Below are 17,982 nucleotides of genomic sequence, written 5' to 3'. Positions count from 1 at the left end.
GATCCCCAGCCTAGCTGCCCGCGACGCGGGCCCGCATCGCCTGGCTGGCGCGAAAGGTCATCACGCGGCGGGGAAGAATGGGCACCTCGATGCCCGTCTTGGGATTGCGGCCAATGCGCTGCGCCTTGTCGCGCAGCACGAAGGTGCCGAACCCGGAAATCTTCACATTCTGGCCATCGGACAGCGCGTCGGACATGTGCGACAAGATACTTTCGACGATCGCCGCAGATTCATTGCGCGAAAGTCCGACCATCTGATTGATCCGCGCCGCGATATCGGCGCGGGTAAGCGTTCCTGCAGCCATGTTAATCCCTTCCCCTCCTGAGGCGATAGCCGAAGACGGTTCTCGGAAAGGCCCCCTCCCATCACGAGTCCCGGGCGCGAGTGTATCAAAAGCGAATAAATCCGCAAAACTGAAACGGATGGATGGAGAAGTTGAAGCGACGAACGCTTTTGCGCGCGTGGGACGGTGCCTGTTCAGATCCGCAGGACCGCGGCGCCCCAGGTGAACCCCCCGCCCATCGCCTCGAGAACGACAAGGTCGCCGCGCCGGATCCGCCCGTCGCGTACCGCAAGGTCGAGCGCCAGGGGGACCGAGGCCGCCGATGTGTTGGCGTGCTGGTCGACGGTAAGAACGACGCGCTCGGCGGGAAGGCCGAGCTTCTTTGCCGTTGCGTCGATGATCCGCTTGTTGGCCTGGTGCGGCACCACCCAGTCGACATCGGACGCGGCAAGGCCGACGTCGGCGAGAACCTCGCCGAGCACGGCCGCAAGATTGGTGACGGCGTGGCGGAACACCTCGCGCCCCTGCATGCGCACATGGCCGACGGTGCCCGTCGTCGACGGCCCGCCGTCGACATAGAGCATGTCGCAATATTGGCCTTCGGCGTGGAGCCGCGTTGCAAGAATGCCGCGATCGTCGGCGACATCCTCGGCCGAAAGCACGACGGCGCCCGCCCCGTCGCCGAACAGGACGCAGGTCGTGCGATCCTCCCAGTCGAGGATGCGGCTGAAGGTTTCCGAGCCGATGACGAGCGCGTGCTTGGCCGCGCCCGTGCGCAGCATCGAATCGGCGACCGAGAGCGCGTAGAGAAAGCCCGAGCAGACAGCGGCGACGTCGAAGGCGATGCAGTCGGGCGCGCCGAGCAGCGCCTGGACCTTGGTCGCGCTCGCCGGGAAAGTATTGTCGGGGGTCGCAGTTGCGAGGATGATCAGCCCTATGTCCGAAGGCTCGAGCCCCGCAGCGGCGAGCGCTTCCCTTGCGGCGGCGGCGCCGAGTGTCGCGGTTGTCTCGTCGGGTTCGGCGACATGGCGAAAGCGGATGCCGGTGCGTTCGACGATCCATTCGTCGCTGGTGTCGACGCGCTCGGCAAGCTCGGCGTTCGAGACGCGCGTGCGCGGCAGCGCCGAACCGGTGCCGGCGAGGACAGCGCGAAGGGTCATGCCGCAGCGCTCCCGCGGAAATTGGCCAGATCGTCGGTCACTTGACGCGTGATGTCCTTCTCGATGAGTTCGGCGCACAGATGCACCGCATTGGCAACGCCCTTCGCATCCGCGCTGCCGTGGCTCTTGAGCACGACGCCGTTGAGGCCGAGGAACACAGCGCCATTATGATTATTGGGATCGAGATGATGGCGCAGCAGTTCGGTCGCCGGGCGCGAGATGAGAAAGCCGATCTTCGAGCGCACCGAGGAAGTAAAGGCGCGGCGCAGGAGGTCGGTGACGAAACGCGCGGTCCCCTCGATCGTCTTCAGCGCGATATTGCCTGAAAAGCCGTCATGAACGACGACATCGACATGGCCGCGCGACAATTTGTCGCCCTCGATGAAGCCGGTGAATTCCATCGGCAGATGCTCAGCGCCGCGCAGCATGGCCGCCGCATCGCGAATCTCGTCGGTTCCCTTCAGCTCCTCGGTCCCGATGTTGAGGAGCGCGACGCGCGGGCGTTCGAGCCCCATGGCGGTGCGCGCATAGGCGGCGCCCATGACGGCGAACTGGACGAGGTTCGTCGCATCGCATTCGGTATTGGCGCCAAGATCGAGCATCACGACGTCATTGTCGCCAAGCGATGGGAGCAAAGCGGCCAGGGCGGGCCGATCAATTCCCGGCATGGTACGCAGCGCAAGCTTCGCCATCGCCATCAGCGCACCGGTGTTCCCTGCCGATACCGCGCCCCCGGCGTCGCCGCGCTTCACCGCGTCGATCGCGAGCCCCATCGAGCTGCCGCGACCGTTGCGCAGCGCCTGGCTCGGCTTGTCCTCGCCCGAGACGACCTTGTCGGTGTGGATGATCTCCGAGGCAGCCCGCAGATTGGGATGGTTTTCAAGCGCAGCCTTGATCCGCGTCTCGTCGCCCACCAGCAGGAAGCGGAGACCGTCGTGCTGATGACGCGCCATCGCCGCGCCCGCGCACATGACGCGGACGCCGACGTCACCGCCCATCGCATCAATCGCGATTCGCGGTGTCAGGCTCATCGGGACAGTCTCCGGCTTGGCTTAAGCGCCGGCCACCACTTCGCGGCCGTTATAATGGCCACAGGCGTTGCAGAGGTTGTGCGGACGCTTCAGCTCGCCGCAGTTCGGGCATTCCTGGAAGGCTTCGACCTTCAGGCTGTCGTGGCTGCGACGCATGCCGCGCTTCGAGGGCGATGTTTTTCGCTTGGGGACGGCCATGATATATCCTGTAATCTCAAACTGTTCGGTACGAATCGGCAAACCCGGATTTGTCGGTCCCGTTGCCGGAAACGACTGGCCCGCCCGCCGTGCCGAAGGCTGTTCCCGCTCCAGAAAGGACAGGAAAATCTTCCGCCGGAAGGTGCCTCAACGCCTGATGGTGTCGGGTGCCGGATCGGGCGCGGCTATAGCGTTTTTGCCCGCAAAGGCAAGCCCTCAGGAATGCTTGCCCGCGAAGCGCGACAATGCCACATCATACGCAAGATTCAGAGGAGGGGAATGCCGATGACGATGTTGCCGATCAGCCTGACGATCGCCGCGGGGGCGGCGCTGCTCAACATCTGGCTCGCGATGCGTGTCGGACGGATGCGCGCGAAGGAGAATATCTTCGTGGGCGACGGCGGCAACGAGGCGGTGATCCGCCGGATGCGCGCGCACAGCAATTATATCGAAAATACCGCCTTCGTGCTGATCCTCCTGATTCTCGTTGAGCTCGGGCTCGGCTCGTCGATCTGGCTCTGGGCCACGGGCGCGCTCTACCTCGTTGGACGCATTCTTCACGCCCTCGGGATGGACGGCATGATGTGGGGCCGCATGGCGGGGGCGATCATCACCATGCTCACCCAGCTCGGGCTCGCGATCACGGCGCTCGTCGCGGTCTCTATGACCCCGACCACGATCATGGCGACCGAGGTTGCAGAAACCGAAACGGTCGCGCCCGACTAAGCTAGCTGAGCGCCGCATCGCCCACGAAGGGATTCGTTCGCCGTTCCTGCGCAAAATTGCTGTGCGGACCGTGTCCGGGCAGAAAAACCGTGTCGTCGCCGAGCGGCCAGAGCTTTTGCGTGATCGAATCGATCAACTGCCGGTGGTCGCCGCGCGGGAAATCGGTGCGGCCGATCGAGCCCTGAAAGAGGACGTCTCCGACGATCGCGAGCTTTGAGGGGCGATGATAGAAGACGACGTGCCCCGGCGTGTGCCCCGGGGTGTGAATCACGTCGATCGTCAGATTGCCGACGGTCACGCTATCGCCATCGACGAGCCAGCGGTCAGGCTCGAACGGCTCGCCCGACATGCCGAAGCGCGCGCCGTCTTCGCCCAGCCGCTCGATCCAGAAGCGGTCGTCCTCGTGCGGCCCCTCGACCGGTACGCCGAGTTCCCTTGCGAGCACGCCCGCCTGCCCGCAATGGTCCATGTGGCCATGGGTGATGAGGATCTTCTCGATCTCGACGCCTGTCTGGCGCACCGCATCCTTGAGCTTGTCGAGGTCGCCGCCCGGGTCGACGAAGGCCGCCTTGTTTGTCTCGGTGCACCAAAGCAGGGTGCAATTCTGCTGAAAGGCCGTGACGGGTACGACGGCGGCGCGGAGCGGCGGATTGGGAGCGTTCATGGCGCGTGATGTGGGGAAAAGTCGGCGCGATGGCAAGGCCGGCATTCCCCTCCCCTTGCAGCCCCGCTGCGCATCTCCCATATCGCGGGCCATGAGCGAACCGACCGCGCACCGTGCCGCGCCCTGGCACGGAACCACCATTCTTTCCGCCCGCACGGCGAACAAGGTCGTCATCATCGGCGATGGCCAGGTGTCGATGGGCCAGACGGTGATGAAGCCCAATGCGAGAAAGGTGCGCCGCCTTCACGACGGCAGCGTCATCGGCGGCTTTGCCGGGGCCACCGCCGACGCCTTCACGCTGTTCGAACGATTGGAGGCCAAGCTTGAGCGCCATAATGGGCAATTGCTTCGCGCCGCGGTCGAACTTGCGAAGGACTGGCGCACCGACAAATATCTGCGCAACCTCGAGGCGATGATGATCGTCGCCGACAAGGAAGTGACGCTGGTGATCACCGGCAATGGCGACGTGCTCGAACCCAAGGGCGGCATCGCGGCAATCGGATCGGGCGGCAATTTTGCGCTCTCGGCCGCCCGCGCGCTTGCCGACTATGAAAAAGATCCCGAAATCCTGGCCCGAAAGGCGATGGAAGTCGCAGCCGATATCTGCGTCTATACCAACGACCAGTTCACCCAGGAAATCATCGAAATCCAGGCATAAGCGAACATGAACAAGGAATTGACGCCGAAGGCGATCGTCGCCGCATTGGACACGCATATCATCGGCCAGGATGCCGCCAAGCGCGCGGTCGCGGTCGCGCTGCGCAATCGCTGGCGCCGTCAGCAGCTCGCGCCTGACCTGCGCGACGAGGTCAGCCCCAAGAATATCCTGATGATCGGGCCCACCGGCTGCGGCAAGACCGAGATTTCGCGCCGCCTCGCCAAGCTCGCCGACGCCCCCTTCATCAAGGTCGAGGCGACGAAGTTCACCGAGGTTGGCTATGTCGGCCGCGATGTCGAGCAGATCGCGCGCGATCTCGTCGAGGAAGCCGTGCGGCTCGAAAAGGAGCGGCGCCGCGAAGCGGTGCGCGCCGCCGCCGAAGAAGCCGCGATGGAACGATTGCTCGATGCGTTGACCGGCAAGGGTGCGAGCGAGGCGACACGCCAGAGTTTCCGCCAGCGCATTCGCGAAGGGCATCTCGACGAGAGCGAAGTCGAGATCGAGGTGGCCGACACACCCGGCATGACGTTCGAACTTCCCGGTCAGCCCGGGCAGATGAGCATGATCAACCTGTCCGACATGCTCGGCAAGGCCATGGGCGGGCCGCCGAAGAAGCGCCGCAAATTGAAGGTCATCGATGCCGCCACGCGGCTGATCGAGGAGGAGCAGGACAAGCGCCTCGACCAGGATGATGTCGCGCGCGTCGCCCTCGCCGACGCCGAGGCGAACGGGATCGTTTTCCTCGATGAGATCGACAAGATCGCCGTCAGCGACGTGCGCGGCGGCTCGATCAGCCGCGAGGGCGTGCAGCGCGACCTCTTGCCGCTCATCGAGGGCACGACGGTCGCGACCAAATATGGCCCGATGAAGACCGACCATGTCCTCTTTATCGCCTCGGGCGCCTTCCACGTCGCGAAGCCCTCCGACCTCTTGCCCGAACTCCAGGGCCGTCTGCCGATCCGCGTCGAACTCGGCGCGCTCAGCGAAGCTGATTTCGTGCGCATTCTCTCCGAGACAAAGGCGGGGCTGCCCGAGCAATATGCCGCGCTCATCGGCACCGAAGGCGTGACGCTCTCCTTTACCGACGACGCGATCGCCCGCGTTGCGAAACTCGCCGCCGAGGTCAATGAGAAGGTCGAGAATATCGGCGCCCGCCGCCTCCAGACGATCATGGAACGGCTTGTCGAGGAAGTAAGCTTCAATGCCGAGGATATGGCGGGCGCGACGCTGACGGTCGATGCCGCCTATGTCGACCGCCAGCTTGCCGATGTCGTGGGCGATACCGACCTTAGCAAATATGTGCTCTGACGGCCTTCGCGGCCGATCGCGCCAAGCGCATGTCATTTCGGCGAGCTATTTGCCGAACTTCATTTGACTTTGCGGCATTGTCGATGCGAGAACGTGCCCCGACACGGCCGACATGGGGTCGCAAACGGCTGGCACGGAGACAGTAATGGCAGACGAAGAGGTCGCCGAGCAGGGCGAACTGGCGATTACGCGCACCGGCGACCGGCTCCGGCTGGCGCGTGAGGCGGCGGGACTTTCGCTCGCCGACATCGCGACCCGGACGCGGATTACCCAGCGCCATCTGGAGGCGATTGAGAAATCCGATTTTTCCGGTCTTCCGGGCCGCACCTACGTCACCGGTTTTGCCCGCGCCTATGCCCGCGCGGTTGATCTTCCCGAAGCCGAGATCGGCGCCGCCGTGCGCCGCGAACTCGAGGAAGACGAATATGCAGCCCGCCCTGCCTATGAGGCCTATGAGCCGACGGATCCTGCGCGCCTTCCCACGGCGCGGCTGACCTGGACGCTGGTGATCATCACTGCGCTCCTCGCATCGGCCTATGGCGTCTGGCGTTTCCTCTCGGTCGAACCCGACGAGGCGCTCATTGCGGCGCAAAATGCTGACGCCGATGCCTCGGAAGCCCCCGCAGCCGATGCGCCCGCAGCGACGACAGCAGGCGCTGCGGGCACGGCGCAGGTTGCGCAGGATGCCCCCGTCGTGCTCACTGGCCTGTCGGAAGTCTGGATCGGTTTCGACGATGCGACCGGCAAGACTGAAAATTGGCGCACGCTCGACCCGGGCGAGGTTTATCAGGTTCCGCCCGCCTATATCGAGCAGTTCACGCTGCGCACCAGCATACCGCAGGCGCTCAAGGTGACCGTGGGCGGCCGCGATGTCGGGGCCATCGGTCCTGCCGATACGCTGGTCAAGGGCGTCTCGTTGAAGCCCGCGGACCTCATTGCGCGCGCCGAAGGAAGCAGCGGCGGCGCCCCCGCCGCCCCCGCTGCCACGCGCTGACACGCAGCGCTACCCGCCCCGGCGAGCACCGCCGTGCACCGAAATAGGTTTGCGCGGCCGTCCCTTGCCGCGTTATGGATGGCAAAAATGGTTAACCTGTGGGGGCTGATCGAAAGATGAAGATGCGAAACATCCTGTATTTCGGCGCGGCGAGCGCCGCTCTGACCATGATGGCGCCGGCTGCCTCAGCGCAGGACGGAGCCATCGACAAGCGCGTCGAGCGGCTGGAGAAAGAAATGCGCGCGGTCCAGCGCACTGTCTTTCCCGGCGGCAGCCCGGCCTTCTTCGAAGGCGAGATCGCGCCCGACAAGACGCCCGGGGAACGGGTGAAGAGCACCGCGCCGGTGATCGACCTCACCGCGCGCGTCGATGCGCTGGAAGCGCAGCTCCAGACGCTGACCGGCCAGACCGAGCAGAATGCCTATCAGCTGCGCGAACTGGAAAAGCAGTTCGCCGCCTACAAGGCCGAAATGGAAAAGCGCTTCGCATCGCCCGCGGAAACCGCAACGGCGAGCCTCGCGCCGGCAGTACGGCCAACGGCGAGTGCGGCGGCTGCGCCCGCTCCTTCCAAAAAGCCTGAGGAAAAGCCCGCGGCCAGCGGCGGCGACCCGGCGCGGCTTGCGCTCGTGAAGAAGGTCGAGATTCCCGCAACGGGCAATGAGGTGGCTGACGCCTACACCTATGGCTACCGCCTATGGGAGGCGAAGCTCTACCCCGAGGCGCAGGCGCAACTGAAGCAGGTGGCCGAGAAATGGCCGAAGAACAGCTATGCAAGCTATGCGCAGAACCTCCTCGGGCGCGCCTATCTCGACGAGGGCAAACCGAGCCTTGCTGCGGTCGCCTTCTACAATAATTACAAGGCCCAGCCGAGCGGCCCGCGCGCGCCGCATAGTCTCATGTACATGGGAGTTGCGCTCACCAAGCTCGGCCGCAAGAGCGACGCCTGCAAGGCATTTCGCGAGCTTGATGAAGTCTATGGGGACAAGGCGCCGAAGGACGTCCGCGACGATGCCGCTGCCGCAAAAGCAAAAGCGGGCTGCTGACGCGGGCAGCGTCGAGCGCTTCGCCGCGGACCTTTCCGCACTCGCGGGGCCGGACTGGCACGGCAAGAGATACGGCGTCGCCGTGTCGGGCGGACCCGACAGCATGGCGCTCTTGTGGCTCATGGCCTCGCTGCTTCCAGGCCAGATCGCGGCAGCCACGGTGGATCACAGGCTCCGCGACGCGTCCGCCGACGAGGCGCGCATGGTCGCGGGCTATTGCGCGCGCGAGCATATTCCGCACGCGATCCTGCATCCCGCCACCCCCATTGCCGGCTCCTTGCAGGCAGCGGCGCGAAGTGAACGCTACCGCTTGCTCGAACAATGGCGCGAGGCGCTGGCGCTCGACCATATATTGACCGCGCATCATGCCGATGATCAGCTCGAAACGATGATCATGCGCCTCAACCGCTCGAGCGGCGTCGGCGGGCTGGCGGGCGTACGCGCCTCCAATGGCGCTGTGCTGAGGCCGCTCCTCCATTGGCGGCGGAGCGAACTGGCAGCGCTCGCGCTCGATGCCGATCTTCCGATCGTCGAGGATCCCTCGAACGCCGATCGGCGCTTCGACCGTGCACGGCTCCGCCATGCGCTCCGATCGCAGGAATTTCTCGACCCCCAGGCCGCATCGCGGTCGGCGCAATGGCTGGGCGACGCGGACACCGCGCTCGATTGGGCGGTCGAGGCCGCGATGGCAGCCTGGCCCGACGCCGACGATCCGTCGGTGATCCGCGACGAGGCCTATCCCGATGAAATTTTTCGCCGCATCGTCGAGCGGCGCCTACGCGCAAACGACCCGCAGATCCGCCTGCGCGGCGAGACGCTTGGCGGCCTTATCGCGGCGATGCGCGCGGGGCGGCGCGCGATGGTGGGCGAATTGCTGATCGATGTGGGCAAGGGTTCCGGCGCCGGTTTCTGGCGCATTTCCGCCGCGCCCCGCCGAAAAGGCCGCGTCTGAGACATATTGGCTCATTGTCATTTAACCTGAACTTCCTATCTTGAGCCCAAGAGTCGCGGCGTTCGCGACCATCTGGAAAGATTCCGCATGCAGGACGACAAGGAACCGCAGGGCAACCCCTGGATGAAGAGTGTGATGATCTGGAGCGGCATCTTGCTTGCCATGCTCCTCGTCGCCTCGATGTTCGGGGGTGCGAGCCAGCCCGCGGGCAATGCCCTTGCCTATTCCGATTTCCGGCAGAAGGTCGAAGAGGGAAGCGTCAAGTCGGTCGTCCTTTCCGAAGACCGCGTCACTGGCGAACTTTCGAGTGGCGAGCGCTTCTCGACCAATCTCGTGCGCGATCCGGAGCTTTTGAAGCTGCTCAACGAGAAGAATGTCAAATATGAGGGCAAGCCGACTGAGGTTCCCAACTTCTGGATGTATCTCCTCGTCCAGTCGCTGCCTTTCCTCCTGATCATCGGCATCGCCTTCTTCGTTTTCCGCCAGGTCCAGAAGAACAATGGCTCGGGCGCGATGGGCTTCGGCAAGTCGCGCGCGAAGATGCTGACCGAAAAGCAGGGCCGCGTGACCTTCGACGATGTTGCAGGGATTGACGAGGCGCGCGAGGAGCTCGAAGAAATCGTCGAGTTCCTGAAAGACCCCACGAAATTCTCAAAGCTCGGCGGCCAGATTCCGAAAGGCGCGCTGCTCGTCGGCTCGCCGGGCACCGGCAAGACCCTCCTCGCCCGCGCGATTGCGGGCGAAGCGGGCGTGCCATTCTTCACCATATCGGGCTCCGATTTCGTCGAGATGTTCGTCGGCGTGGGCGCCTCGCGCGTGCGCGACATGTTCGAGCAGGCGAAACGCAACGCGCCCTGCATCGTCTTCATCGACGAAATCGACGCGGTGGGCCGCCATCGCGGCGCCGGGCTCGGCAATGGCAATGATGAGCGCGAGCAGACGCTCAATCAGCTGCTCGTCGAAATGGACGGCTTCGAGGCCAACGAAGGCATCATCATCGTCGCAGCGACCAACCGCCCCGACGTTCTCGACCCGGCCCTGCTGCGTCCGGGCCGCTTCGACCGCCAGGTCGTCGTGCCGCGCCCCGACATCGAGGGCCGTCAGAAGATCCTCGAGGTCCACACGCGCAAGAAGCCGCTCGCGCCCGATGTCGACCTTCGCCGCATCGCGCGCGGCACCCCCGGCTTTTCGGGCGCTGATCTTGCAAACCTTGCAAATGAGGCGGCGCTCCTTGCCGCACGCAAGGGCAAGCGCCTGATTGCCTCGAACGAGTTCGAGGAAGCCAAGGACAAGGTCATGATGGGCGCGGAGCGCCGCTCGATGGTCATGACCGAGGACGAGAAGAAGGCGACCGCCTATCATGAGGCCGGGCATGCGCTCGTCTCGCTGCACGTCGAGGGCAATGACCCGCTGCACAAGGTGACGATCATTCCGCGCGGGCGCGCACTGGGCGTGACGTGGAACCTGCCCGAGCGCGACCGCTACTCGCAGAATATGAAGCAGATGAAGGCGCGCCTCGCGCTCTGCTTCGGCGGCCGCATCGCCGAGCAGCTGATCTATGGCAATGACGAGCTCAACACGGGCGCGTCGAACGACATTCAGCAGGCAACCGACATGGCGCGCGCGATGGTCATGGAGTATGGCATGTCCGAAAAGCTCGGCTGGCTGCGCTATCGCGACAATCAGGACGAGGTCTTCCTTGGCCACAGCGTGTCGCGCGCGCAAAACATGTCCGAAGAGACCGCCCGGCTGATCGACGCCGAGGTCCGCCGTCTTGTCGAGGAAGGCGAGAAGACCGCGCGCAAGGTTCTCACCGATCATATCGACGAGCTGCATCTGCTCGCCGCTGCCCTGCTCGAATATGAGACGCTGTCGGGTGAGGAAGCCAAGCGAGCGATCCGCGGCGAGGATATCGGCCGCGAGGATGATCAGGGCAAACAGACGAGCGCTGTCCAGGGGCATGCGGGGGGCCTGCCGCAGATCAAGCGCAAGCCGCGGCCGTTCGGCGACGCCAACCCGCAAGGCGCCTGAGCGACAGCGCGTCCGCATGATCCGGGGGGACATCGCCCGCATCGGCCCTGCCCTCCTTGCCGGGATGCTGCTTTGCGCAATGGCGCCCGGCGAGATGAGCGTTGCGGCATTTCTCGCACGATCGGATGCCATCCTCCGCCTGGGGCCCCTCGCGATGGCGACGCCTGAGGGGAGCCGGCTGAAGGGTGAGGTCATCGGCGCTGCAAAGCGCTACAAGGCGCGGATCGACGCGGAACGCCGCGCGGGCCGCAAGACGACGAGCTGCCCGCCTGAAACCGGCACGCTCACCCCTGAACAATGGCTTGCGCATCTGCGCAGCTATCCCGCGCCCCGGCGTCCATCGATCTCGATTTACGCTGCCTTCGACGCGCTGATGAAAAAGCGCTACCCCTGCCCTGCATAATCGGCCAACGCTGGGCGCATGACGATCTATTGCGATGAATCGGGCGGGCTCAGCGCAGGAGCGATGACCTTATCCGCGGTGATGCTCACCCCCGAGGCGGCAGCGTCGATCCACGCGCGCTTTCGCGCCGTGACCGGCCTTCGCGGCGAACTCAAGGGAAGCCGCATAAGCCTGACCGAGCGCGCCTATCTTCTCGAGCTTTTCGATCGCGCAGGCGGGCGCGCCTGGGTCGCGGTCGCCCAGAGCGCGAAGCTCGCCCCGAAGGCAAACGGCCAGGCCCCGACCGACCTTGAACTTTATGCCGCGCTCCTCGACACCGCGGTCGCGCGCTGGCTGCCCGAAACGGGCGGCGTATGCACCGACGTCGTGATCGACGATGGCCGCTATGACCCTGCGATCCTCGCGCGCGTCCGCGACACGATCCAGGCAGGTCTTGCAGGCTGGGGCCGCGCCTCGCTCGCCGACAGCCGACGGAGCGACGGGGTCCAGATCGCCGACGTTATCGCCAACAGCCTCTACAACATCACCGCGCACTCGGCGCGCGCGCGCCGAATAGGCATCATACTTGAGCCCATGCTCGCCTCGAAGGCGATCCGCGTTGCTGAACTCACCGCCTTGCCTTGAGCGCAGGCGAGCCGGGTGAACCGGAGGGTCAGTGCATGTGACGCAGCTTGTCGGGGTTGCGCATCACATAGATGCCGGTGATCTTGCCATCCTCGATCTCGAGCGCCGTGGTCTGAAGCTCGCCGTCCGCTTCGCGGGTGACGAAGCCCGGCAGCCCATTGATCATCCCGGTATGGACGAGAGTCGAACCATATTTGCCGAACAGCACGGCGAGGCTTCGATGAAGCTTCATCACGATGTCGAAGCCGAGCACCGGCTCGGTCGCCGCGGGGCGCTTGCCGCCTCCATCGGACCACAGGCCGACGTCGGCTGCGAGGAGGTTGCCGAGCGCTCGCATGTCGCCGCTGCGCGAGGCTTGAAAGAATGCGTTGGCGATTTCCAGGCCCCGCTCCTTTTCAAGCTTGTAGCGCGGCCGCGCCTCGCGGACGTGCGTGCGCGCACGCGCGGCCAGCTGACGCGCGGCGGAAGCATCGCGGCCGATCGTCGCCGCCACTTCGTCGAAAGGGACGCCGAACACGTCGTGCAGCAGAAAGGCTGCGCGCTCGAGGGGGGAGAGCCGTTCGAGCGCAAGCATCAGAGGTAGCGTGACATCATCCTCTTCTTCCTCCTCGACGAGCGGGTCGGGGAGCCAGGGACCGATATAGGTTTCGCGGGTGCGCCGCGCCGATTTCAGGTGATCAAGACAGAGCCGCGTCACCGTGCGCCTCAAGAAGGCAGCAGGTTCGCGCACCTCTGCGCGCTCGGCAGCCAGCCAGCGGAGAAAGGCGTCCTGCACAACATCTTCCGCATCCGCAACCGAGCCGAGCATGCGATACGCAACGCGGGTCAGGAGCGGACGCAGCGGATTAAAACTTGCCGCTGCGTCTGCCAGGTGCGAGGCGCCTTTCACCGTCATCAGGCCGCTTTCGCCGCCGGCGCGCCACCTTCGTACCAGAGGCCGAAGCCGACTGCGATACGGTTCCAGCCATTGATCACGTTGATCATCACGGTGAGGTTCATCTGCTCCTCCGCGGTAAAATGCGCATCGAGCGCCGCGCGTGCCTCTTCCTGTGTGTGTCCTTGTGACAAGCAGGTCAAGGCATCGGTCCAGGCGAGCGCGGCGCGTTCGCGCGGGGTGAAAACGGGCGCGTCGCGCCACGCGGCAAGCAGATAGATGCGCTGCTCGGTTTCGCCTGCTGCCCGGGCGTCAGCGGTGTGCATGTTGATGCAGTTGGCGCAGCCATTGAGAATCGACGAGCGGATCTTCACGAGCTCGACGAGGCTCTTCTCGAGGCTCTTTTCCGCGGCGAGGCTCACCGCCATCCACTGCTTCATCAGCTGGGGCGATGCGGCGAAAGGATCGGTAACCTTGGTCATGTCGTGTCTCCTTCAGGCTTGGTTCTACAGGCATGACGAGGCAGCGAAGGCGGGTGTGACATCGCGCGCAAAAAATATGGCATTTGCGCCCCCTTTTTTTCGGCCTGAAATCCCAAGCCTTTGAAACATGACGATTTTGCAAGAATGCACTTTGCGAGCCTTTCAAAGCAGCATAAGCTTCGCCTTTCTTCGAGGGCGGTAGGGGGGAACCCATGAAATTTCTCGATGGCTTTGCCGAACAGGTCTATGCGTTGCTGCGGATTGTCGGGGGCCTTCTGTTCCTCGCGCACGGCGTGCAGAAATTCTTCAACTTTCCCACCAATTTCCCGATGCCGCTCAGCCCGGTGTTGCAAGCGGCGGGCGCGATCGAACTCGTGGCGGGCGGCCTGATCCTCCTCGGCCTTTTCACCCGTCCCGCAGCCTTCCTCGCGAGCGGAATGGCGGCGGTCGGTTACTGGATGGTGCACGGGAGCCAAGGCCTTTACCCGATCGCCAACGGCGGCGAGACGATCGCGCTTTACGCCTTTCTCTTCCTGTTCATCGCGGCGCGCGGCGCCGGGATCTGGAGCGTCGACAGCGCGCGCTCGAGCTAGAGCATCGTGCGTTTAATCGGACGCATAGCCGGCGGCTTTGAGGTAATTCCAACATTCTTCGGATGAATAGAGGTCGCAGATATTGCCGAGGGCGCGCCAGAGGGCGTCGAAGCTGCGCGCTTCGCTGCGGCGCAGGTGAGCCTTGAGCTTGGAAAAGGCCATTTCGATCGGATTGAGATCGGGGCTGTAGGGCGGCAGGAACAGGAACCATGCGCCGCGTTCTTTGAGGATTGTCGCGGCCTTCTCGCTTTTGTGGCTCGAGAGATTGTCGAGGATCACGACGTCACCAGGGTCGAGCGTGGGCGCGAGCTGCGTTTCGACCCATGTCTCGAAGATGTCGCGGTTCATCGGCCTGTCGATGACCCAGGGAGCGACCAGGCGATCGTGGCGGAGCCCGGCGATGAAGGTCTGGGTTTTCCAGTGCCCGAACGGCGCTTTCGCCTTGAGGCGCGAGCCGTAGCGCGCTCGCCCGCGCAGGCGCGTCATCTTGGTCGTGGTTGCCGTCTCGTCGACGAAGATCAACCGATGCGGCTCCTGGCGCATCCGCGGCTGGCGATGTCGGCGCCAGCTGCGACGACGCAGTGCAATGTCAGCGCGTGCGCACTCCCACGCCAGAAGTGTTTTTTTTATAGGTAAATCCAGCAGACAAGAGCGCACGCGACAAGGATGCGGGATGGGCAACAACCCCTGTCGCCGCCTTCAGCCGCGTCGCCAGTTCGGGCATCGTGATGTCTGGCCGCGCCTCCACCCAGCCAATCAGCACCTCCATATGGGCCGCCAATTTACCGCCTCCGGCCGGCCGGCCTTGTCGCGCCGGTGCTGTCGAACCCGTCAACGCGACACGCTTCGACAGCTTCACGGCAAAGCTCGGGCTCACCCCAAAGCGCCGGGCAGCATCACGCCGCGAGTGACCCGATCTTATATACCCCTCCACGCGATCGCGCAGATCCCTCGAATAAGATTTCCCCATGATCCACCTCCGAACCCGGTGAATCACAACTCAGACCTTTTGGGAATCCCCCGATTCCTATTTCTGGCACGATGCTCTAGCCATGCGCCGTTCGCTCCTCACCGGAATGCTGCTGGGTTCGGCCCTGACCCTGGCGAGCGCCCTGGGCGCGCAAGCCTGGTCCGCGAGCAGGGAGGAGCCATTGTACCTTCGGATCGCTGATGACGATCATGACGATCTCGCGCAGACGGATCGCAAAGCGGAGGACAGTCCGACGAGCGCGAGTTTGATCCGGGCTTGCGGCATTGATAAATTCTCGCTCGATTTGGCAATCCCGGATCATGAGGGATCCGCATTCGTCGAGATCGATTCAACGCCGCGACCAAGGCTTAATTGCCTCATCGGTGAAGCCCGCATCCACGGATTATCTCTCGCCGTCGTCAGGGGCCTCGATACCGCGGCTTTCGAGTGCCTGCCGGGCTGGCCGTCCCGGTTTCGCAAGCTCGACGCGGCGGATTATCAGTTTTGTCCCACGGCCGACCGAATGAGATATTCCCTCGCACCCAACGTCCCGCCGCAGGCGCATCCAGGCCGTAAAGACCAGTCGGCGGACCGCGTGAGAGAGGCTTGTCCCGGTGAGGGCTGCGGCTGATCGAGGGTTTCTAGGCTCCCGGCCCCTCATAGGCGTCGACAATCCGCCCGACGATCGGGTGACGGACGACATCGGCAGCGGTAAAGCGGCTGACGTTTATGCCCTCGATCCCCTCGAGCCGTGCCACCGCGTCGGCAAGCCCCGAGGTCGCAGGTGCCGGCAAGTCGACCTGCTTGGGGTCGCCGCAAATGACCATCCGGCTGTTCATGCCAAAGCGGGTCAGAAACATCTTCATTTGCGGGATCGTCGTGTTCTGCGCTTCGTCGAGAATGATGAAGGCATCGGCAAGCGTGCGCCCGCGCATGAAGGCGAGCGGCGCGATCTCGATCTCGCCCGATGCGATCCGGCGCTCGACCTGCTCGGCGGGCAGGCAGTCGTGCAGGGCGTCGTAGAGTGGGCGTAGATAGGGATCGACCTTTTCCTTCATGTCGCCGGGGAGGAAGCCCAGTTTTTCACCCGCCTCGACTGCGGGTCGCGAGAGAATGAGACGCTGCACGCTGCCGGTGATGAGCTGCGCGACCGCCTGCGCGACCGCGAGATAGGTCTTGCCGGTCCCCGCGGGGCCGAGCGCAAAGATCACATCGTCGCGCGCGAGCGCCTGCATGTAGGGGACCTGCGAGGGCGCCCGGGGAACGATCGTCTTCTTGCGCGTACGGATCATCACTGTCGGCGCTTCGCTCGCATCGTGGCGGATGATACCGGCGAGCGTCGGCTGCGCCGACATCGCGATCACTCCGTCGACGAGCCCCGCGTCGACCTCCTGCCCCTGTTCGATGCGGTTGTAGAGTTCGGTAAGCACGTCGCGTGCGCGCGCCGCGGCCTCGGCCTCGCCCTCGATCTGCACGCGATTGCCCCGCGCCGAGATATAGACGCCAAGGCGGTTTTCGATCGCGACGAGATTGCGGTCGAACTCGCCAAAGAGAATGCCCAACAATTGCGTTCGCTCGAATTCCGCGGTCAGCCGAACGCGGTCGCCGGGTTCGGCAGGAGAAGCTGCGAGCGGACGTTTGGGCATCAAGCCTCCTGCAATTGGCGCACGGCCGCGCCCAGACTGTTCGGACCTGCCGAGGTGATTTCGACGTCGACCATATCGCCGATCGCCAGCCCTGGCGCGGTGACATGGACCGACTGAAGCCAGGGCGATTTGCCAATGAGCTGGCCTTCGTGCTTGCCCTTGCGCTCAAGGAGAAGACGCGTCGTGCGTCCGACGGTTGCTTCGTTGAACGCGTGCTGCTGTGCGTTGAGGAGCGCCTGCAACCGCTGGAGCCGATCGTTCATCACCGCCTCCTCGACCTGATCCACCATCGAGGCTGCGGGTGTGCCAGGCCGACGCGAATATTTGAAGCTGTACGCCATCGCATAGCCCGTCGCGCGAACGATATCGAGCGTCGCCTCGAAATCCGCTTCGGTTTCGCCGGGGAAGCCGACGATGAAATCGCCCGAGATTGCGATGTCGGGGCGTGCTTTGCGAACATGCTCGATGACGCGCAAATAACTTTCGACGCTGTGGCTGCGGTTCATCGCGGCCAGAATGCGGTCGCTGCCCGCCTGGACCGGCAGATGGAGAAATGGCATCAGCTTGTCGACCTCACCATGCGCCGCGATCAACCCGTCGCTCATGTCGTTGGGATGGCTCGTCGTGTAGCGGATGCGCTCAAGCCCGTCCTCGGCGGCGAGTGCACGGATGAGCCCGTCGAGACCGATCGCCCTTCCCCGCTCATCCTCGCCGTCCCACGCGTTCACATTCTGACCGAGCAGCGTGATCTCGCGTACCCCGCCTGCAACAAGAGCGCGCGCCTCGGCGATCAGATCGCCAAAGGGCCGGCTCGTCTCGGCGCCGCGCGTATAGGGAACGACGCAATAAGTGCAGAATTTGTCGCAGCCTTCCTGCACGGTGAGGAAGGCAGTGGGGCGCTGAAGGCCACTGCGCGCCGGAAGCGCCCCAAACTTGCTGTCAAGCGGCATGTCGAGATCGATCGCCTTCTCGCCGCGCTCGGCGCGCGCGATGAGCTCGGGGAGGCGGTGATAGGCCTGCGGTCCGACGACGACACCGACACTCGGCGCGCGGCGCGCAATCTCGGCGCCCTCGGCCTGGGCGACGCAGCCTGCAACCGCGATCGTCGGCGCCGTGCCGTCCTCGCGCTTCAGGCGGCCGATGTCCGAATAGACCTTTTCTGCGGCTTTCTCGCGAATATGACAGGTATTGAGGATAACCAGATCGGCGTCGGCGCCTTCGGCTGCGGGCGCATAACCCTCAGCGCCGAGCATCTCGGCCATGCGCTCGCCGTCATAGACGTTCATCTGACAGCCGAAGGATTTGACGTGAAAAGTCTTTGGAGAGTCGGATTTCATCGGCG

General features: G+C 64.5%; 21 protein-coding genes. 11 read left to right on the top strand and 10 right to left on the bottom strand.

The annotated features are described in order from the left end of the window. Nucleotides 1–10 precede the first annotated feature (10 nt). The 4 genes from LH20_RS09285 to rpmF all read right to left on the bottom strand — a co-directional run bounded on the left by LH20_RS09285 (nt 11) and on the right by rpmF (nt 2,672). A complete protein-coding gene (locus tag LH20_RS09285) occupies nt 11–304 on the bottom strand; it encodes an integration host factor subunit alpha (RefSeq protein WP_053553950.1) in 294 nt (97 codons plus the stop codon). A gap of 173 nt (nt 305–477) precedes the next feature. Beyond that, nucleotides 478–1,443, bottom strand: coding sequence for a beta-ketoacyl-ACP synthase III (locus LH20_RS09280; RefSeq protein WP_053553949.1), 966 nt, complete (start codon nt 1,441–1,443; stop codon nt 478–480). Beyond that, the gene (gene plsX, locus LH20_RS09275) at nt 1,440–2,474 is read right to left on the bottom strand and encodes a phosphate acyltransferase PlsX (RefSeq protein ID WP_053553948.1); all 1,035 of its coding nucleotides are present in this window, start codon (nt 2,472–2,474) and stop codon (nt 1,440–1,442) included. The genes LH20_RS09280 and plsX overlap by 4 nt, the downstream gene beginning before the upstream one ends. A gap of 21 nt (nt 2,475–2,495) precedes the next feature. Next, nucleotides 2,496–2,672 carry a 50S ribosomal protein L32 gene (gene rpmF, locus LH20_RS09270; RefSeq protein WP_053553947.1) on the bottom strand — a complete coding sequence of 59 codons (177 nt, stop codon included), beginning with the start codon at nt 2,670–2,672 and terminating at the stop codon, nt 2,496–2,498. Between the two features lie 285 nt (nt 2,673–2,957). Between rpmF and LH20_RS09265 the strand changes: the two genes are divergently transcribed. Further along, the gene (locus LH20_RS09265; RefSeq protein ID WP_053556197.1) at nt 2,958–3,398 is read left to right on the top strand and encodes an MAPEG family protein; all 441 of its coding nucleotides are present in this window, start codon (nt 2,958–2,960) and stop codon (nt 3,396–3,398) included. A gap of 1 nt (nt 3,399) precedes the next feature. Here LH20_RS09265 and LH20_RS09260 read toward each other — a convergent pair whose 3' ends face one another. After that, nucleotides 3,400–4,062 carry an MBL fold metallo-hydrolase gene (locus LH20_RS09260; protein WP_053553946.1) on the bottom strand — a complete coding sequence of 221 codons (663 nt, stop codon included), beginning with the start codon at nt 4,060–4,062 and terminating at the stop codon, nt 3,400–3,402. A 91-nt stretch (nt 4,063–4,153) separates the two neighbouring features. On the opposite strand from LH20_RS09260, the gene hslV reads away from it, so the two are divergent. The 8 genes from hslV (at nt 4,154) to LH20_RS09220 (ending at nt 12,075) form a co-directional block, all read left to right on the top strand. Next, nucleotides 4,154–4,720 (top strand): ATP-dependent protease subunit HslV, encoded by a 567-nt coding sequence (gene hslV, locus LH20_RS09255; RefSeq protein WP_053556196.1) that lies wholly within the window; start codon nt 4,154–4,156, stop codon nt 4,718–4,720. A 6-nt stretch (nt 4,721–4,726) separates the two neighbouring features. Next, complete coding sequence (gene hslU, locus LH20_RS09250) at nt 4,727–6,028, top strand: ATP-dependent protease ATPase subunit HslU (RefSeq protein WP_053553945.1); 1,302 nt, start codon at nt 4,727–4,729, stop codon at nt 6,026–6,028. 145 nt (nt 6,029–6,173) lie between these two features. Next, nucleotides 6,174–7,022 (top strand): helix-turn-helix domain-containing protein, encoded by an 849-nt coding sequence (locus LH20_RS09245; protein WP_053553944.1) that lies wholly within the window; start codon nt 6,174–6,176, stop codon nt 7,020–7,022. A gap of 116 nt (nt 7,023–7,138) precedes the next feature. Continuing rightward, nucleotides 7,139–8,065 carry a tetratricopeptide repeat protein gene (locus tag LH20_RS09240; RefSeq protein WP_053553943.1) on the top strand — a complete coding sequence of 309 codons (927 nt, stop codon included), beginning with the start codon at nt 7,139–7,141 and terminating at the stop codon, nt 8,063–8,065. Next, the gene (tilS, locus tag LH20_RS09235) at nt 8,031–9,017 is read left to right on the top strand and encodes a tRNA lysidine(34) synthetase TilS (protein WP_083455367.1); all 987 of its coding nucleotides are present in this window, start codon (nt 8,031–8,033) and stop codon (nt 9,015–9,017) included. The genes LH20_RS09240 and tilS overlap by 35 nt, the downstream gene beginning before the upstream one ends. An 87-nt stretch (nt 9,018–9,104) precedes the next feature. Then, nucleotides 9,105–11,048, top strand: a complete 1,944-nt coding sequence (gene ftsH / locus LH20_RS09230; RefSeq protein ID WP_053553942.1) for an ATP-dependent zinc metalloprotease FtsH — start codon at nt 9,105–9,107, stop codon at nt 11,046–11,048. A 16-nt stretch (nt 11,049–11,064) separates the two neighbouring features. After that, nucleotides 11,065–11,451 (top strand): hypothetical protein, encoded by a 387-nt coding sequence (locus LH20_RS09225; protein ID WP_053553941.1) that lies wholly within the window; start codon nt 11,065–11,067, stop codon nt 11,449–11,451. Nucleotides 11,452–11,469: 18 nt separating this feature from the next. After that, the gene (locus LH20_RS09220) at nt 11,470–12,075 is read left to right on the top strand and encodes a DUF3800 domain-containing protein (protein ID WP_053553940.1); all 606 of its coding nucleotides are present in this window, start codon (nt 11,470–11,472) and stop codon (nt 12,073–12,075) included. Between the two features lie 28 nt (nt 12,076–12,103). Here the strand turns inward: LH20_RS09220 and LH20_RS09215 are convergent, their stop codons facing one another. Together LH20_RS09215 and LH20_RS09210 are read right to left on the bottom strand one after the other, a co-directional pair. Beyond that, nucleotides 12,104–12,970, bottom strand: coding sequence for a sigma-70 family RNA polymerase sigma factor (locus tag LH20_RS09215; protein ID WP_053553939.1), 867 nt, complete (start codon nt 12,968–12,970; stop codon nt 12,104–12,106). After that, nucleotides 12,970–13,431, bottom strand: a complete 462-nt coding sequence (locus LH20_RS09210) for a carboxymuconolactone decarboxylase family protein (protein WP_053553938.1) — start codon at nt 13,429–13,431, stop codon at nt 12,970–12,972. Before LH20_RS09210 ends, LH20_RS09215 begins: the two co-directional genes overlap by 1 nt. A gap of 212 nt (nt 13,432–13,643) precedes the next feature. Between LH20_RS09210 and LH20_RS09205 the strand changes: the two genes are divergently transcribed. Beyond that, nucleotides 13,644–14,024 (top strand): DoxX family protein, encoded by a 381-nt coding sequence (locus tag LH20_RS09205; protein WP_053553937.1) that lies wholly within the window; start codon nt 13,644–13,646, stop codon nt 14,022–14,024. Nucleotides 14,025–14,036: 12 nt separating this feature from the next. Here LH20_RS09205 and LH20_RS22900 read toward each other — a convergent pair. Then, a protein-coding gene (locus LH20_RS22900) for an IS630 family transposase (RefSeq protein ID WP_425441547.1) occupies nt 14,037–14,994 on the bottom strand; the annotation gives its coding sequence in 2 pieces (ribosomal slippage) (nt 14,037–14,667 and nt 14,666–14,994; 960 coding nt in all). An 82-nt stretch (nt 14,995–15,076) separates the two neighbouring features. Between LH20_RS22900 and LH20_RS09190 the strand changes: the two genes are divergently transcribed. Continuing rightward, nucleotides 15,077–15,625 carry a hypothetical protein gene (locus LH20_RS09190; RefSeq protein WP_053553934.1) on the top strand — a complete coding sequence of 183 codons (549 nt, stop codon included), beginning with the start codon at nt 15,077–15,079 and terminating at the stop codon, nt 15,623–15,625. Between the two features lie 10 nt (nt 15,626–15,635). On the opposite strand, the gene LH20_RS09185 is transcribed toward LH20_RS09190, so the two are convergent. Further along, nucleotides 15,636–16,640, bottom strand: coding sequence for a PhoH family protein (locus tag LH20_RS09185; protein WP_053553933.1), 1,005 nt, complete (start codon nt 16,638–16,640; stop codon nt 15,636–15,638). Beyond that, a complete protein-coding gene (gene miaB, locus LH20_RS09180; protein ID WP_053553932.1) occupies nt 16,640–17,977 on the bottom strand; it encodes a tRNA (N6-isopentenyl adenosine(37)-C2)-methylthiotransferase MiaB in 1,338 nt (445 codons plus the stop codon). The genes LH20_RS09185 and miaB overlap by 1 nt, the downstream gene beginning before the upstream one ends. Between the last annotated feature and the right edge of the window lie 5 nt (nt 17,978–17,982).

Source organism: Sphingopyxis sp. 113P3 (assembly GCF_001278035.1).
GTDB lineage: Bacteria > Pseudomonadota > Alphaproteobacteria > Sphingomonadales > Sphingomonadaceae > Sphingopyxis.
The sequence above is the reverse complement of the archived record's forward strand: the minus strand, read 5'-3'. Positions and strand labels throughout refer to the sequence as shown.

Excerpts from the sequence above, each read along its gene's own strand:
- LH20_RS09285 (WP_053553950.1), bottom strand. The coding sequence starts at position 304 with ATGGCTGCAGGAACGCTTACCCGCGCCGATATCGCGGCGCGGATCAAT.
- LH20_RS09280 (WP_053553949.1), bottom strand. The coding sequence starts at position 1,443 with ATGACCCTTCGCGCTGTCCTCGCCGGCACCGGTTCGGCGCTGCCGCGC.
- plsX (WP_053553948.1), bottom strand. The coding sequence starts at position 2,474 with ATGAGCCTGACACCGCGAATCGCGATTGATGCGATGGGCGGTGACGTC.
- rpmF (WP_053553947.1), bottom strand. The coding sequence starts at position 2,672 with ATGGCCGTCCCCAAGCGAAAAACATCGCCCTCGAAGCGCGGCATGCGT.
- LH20_RS09265 (WP_053556197.1), top strand. The coding sequence starts at position 2,958 with ATGACGATGTTGCCGATCAGCCTGACGATCGCCGCGGGGGCGGCGCTG.
- LH20_RS09260 (WP_053553946.1), bottom strand. The coding sequence starts at position 4,062 with ATGAACGCTCCCAATCCGCCGCTCCGCGCCGCCGTCGTACCCGTCACG.
- hslV (WP_053556196.1), top strand. The coding sequence starts at position 4,154 with ATGAGCGAACCGACCGCGCACCGTGCCGCGCCCTGGCACGGAACCACC.
- hslU (WP_053553945.1), top strand. The coding sequence starts at position 4,727 with ATGAACAAGGAATTGACGCCGAAGGCGATCGTCGCCGCATTGGACACG.
- LH20_RS09245 (WP_053553944.1), top strand. The coding sequence starts at position 6,174 with ATGGCAGACGAAGAGGTCGCCGAGCAGGGCGAACTGGCGATTACGCGC.
- LH20_RS09240 (WP_053553943.1), top strand. The coding sequence starts at position 7,139 with ATGAAGATGCGAAACATCCTGTATTTCGGCGCGGCGAGCGCCGCTCTG.
- tilS (WP_083455367.1), top strand. The coding sequence starts at position 8,031 with ATGCCGCTGCCGCAAAAGCAAAAGCGGGCTGCTGACGCGGGCAGCGTC.
- ftsH (WP_053553942.1), top strand. The coding sequence starts at position 9,105 with ATGCAGGACGACAAGGAACCGCAGGGCAACCCCTGGATGAAGAGTGTG.
- LH20_RS09225 (WP_053553941.1), top strand. The coding sequence starts at position 11,065 with ATGATCCGGGGGGACATCGCCCGCATCGGCCCTGCCCTCCTTGCCGGG.
- LH20_RS09220 (WP_053553940.1), top strand. The coding sequence starts at position 11,470 with ATGACGATCTATTGCGATGAATCGGGCGGGCTCAGCGCAGGAGCGATG.
- LH20_RS09215 (WP_053553939.1), bottom strand. The coding sequence starts at position 12,970 with ATGACGGTGAAAGGCGCCTCGCACCTGGCAGACGCAGCGGCAAGTTTT.
- LH20_RS09210 (WP_053553938.1), bottom strand. The coding sequence starts at position 13,431 with ATGACCAAGGTTACCGATCCTTTCGCCGCATCGCCCCAGCTGATGAAG.
- LH20_RS09205 (WP_053553937.1), top strand. The coding sequence starts at position 13,644 with ATGAAATTTCTCGATGGCTTTGCCGAACAGGTCTATGCGTTGCTGCGG.
- LH20_RS09190 (WP_053553934.1), top strand. The coding sequence starts at position 15,077 with ATGCGCCGTTCGCTCCTCACCGGAATGCTGCTGGGTTCGGCCCTGACC.
- LH20_RS09185 (WP_053553933.1), bottom strand. The coding sequence starts at position 16,640 with ATGCCCAAACGTCCGCTCGCAGCTTCTCCTGCCGAACCCGGCGACCGC.
- miaB (WP_053553932.1), bottom strand. The coding sequence starts at position 17,977 with ATGAAATCCGACTCTCCAAAGACTTTTCACGTCAAATCCTTCGGCTGT.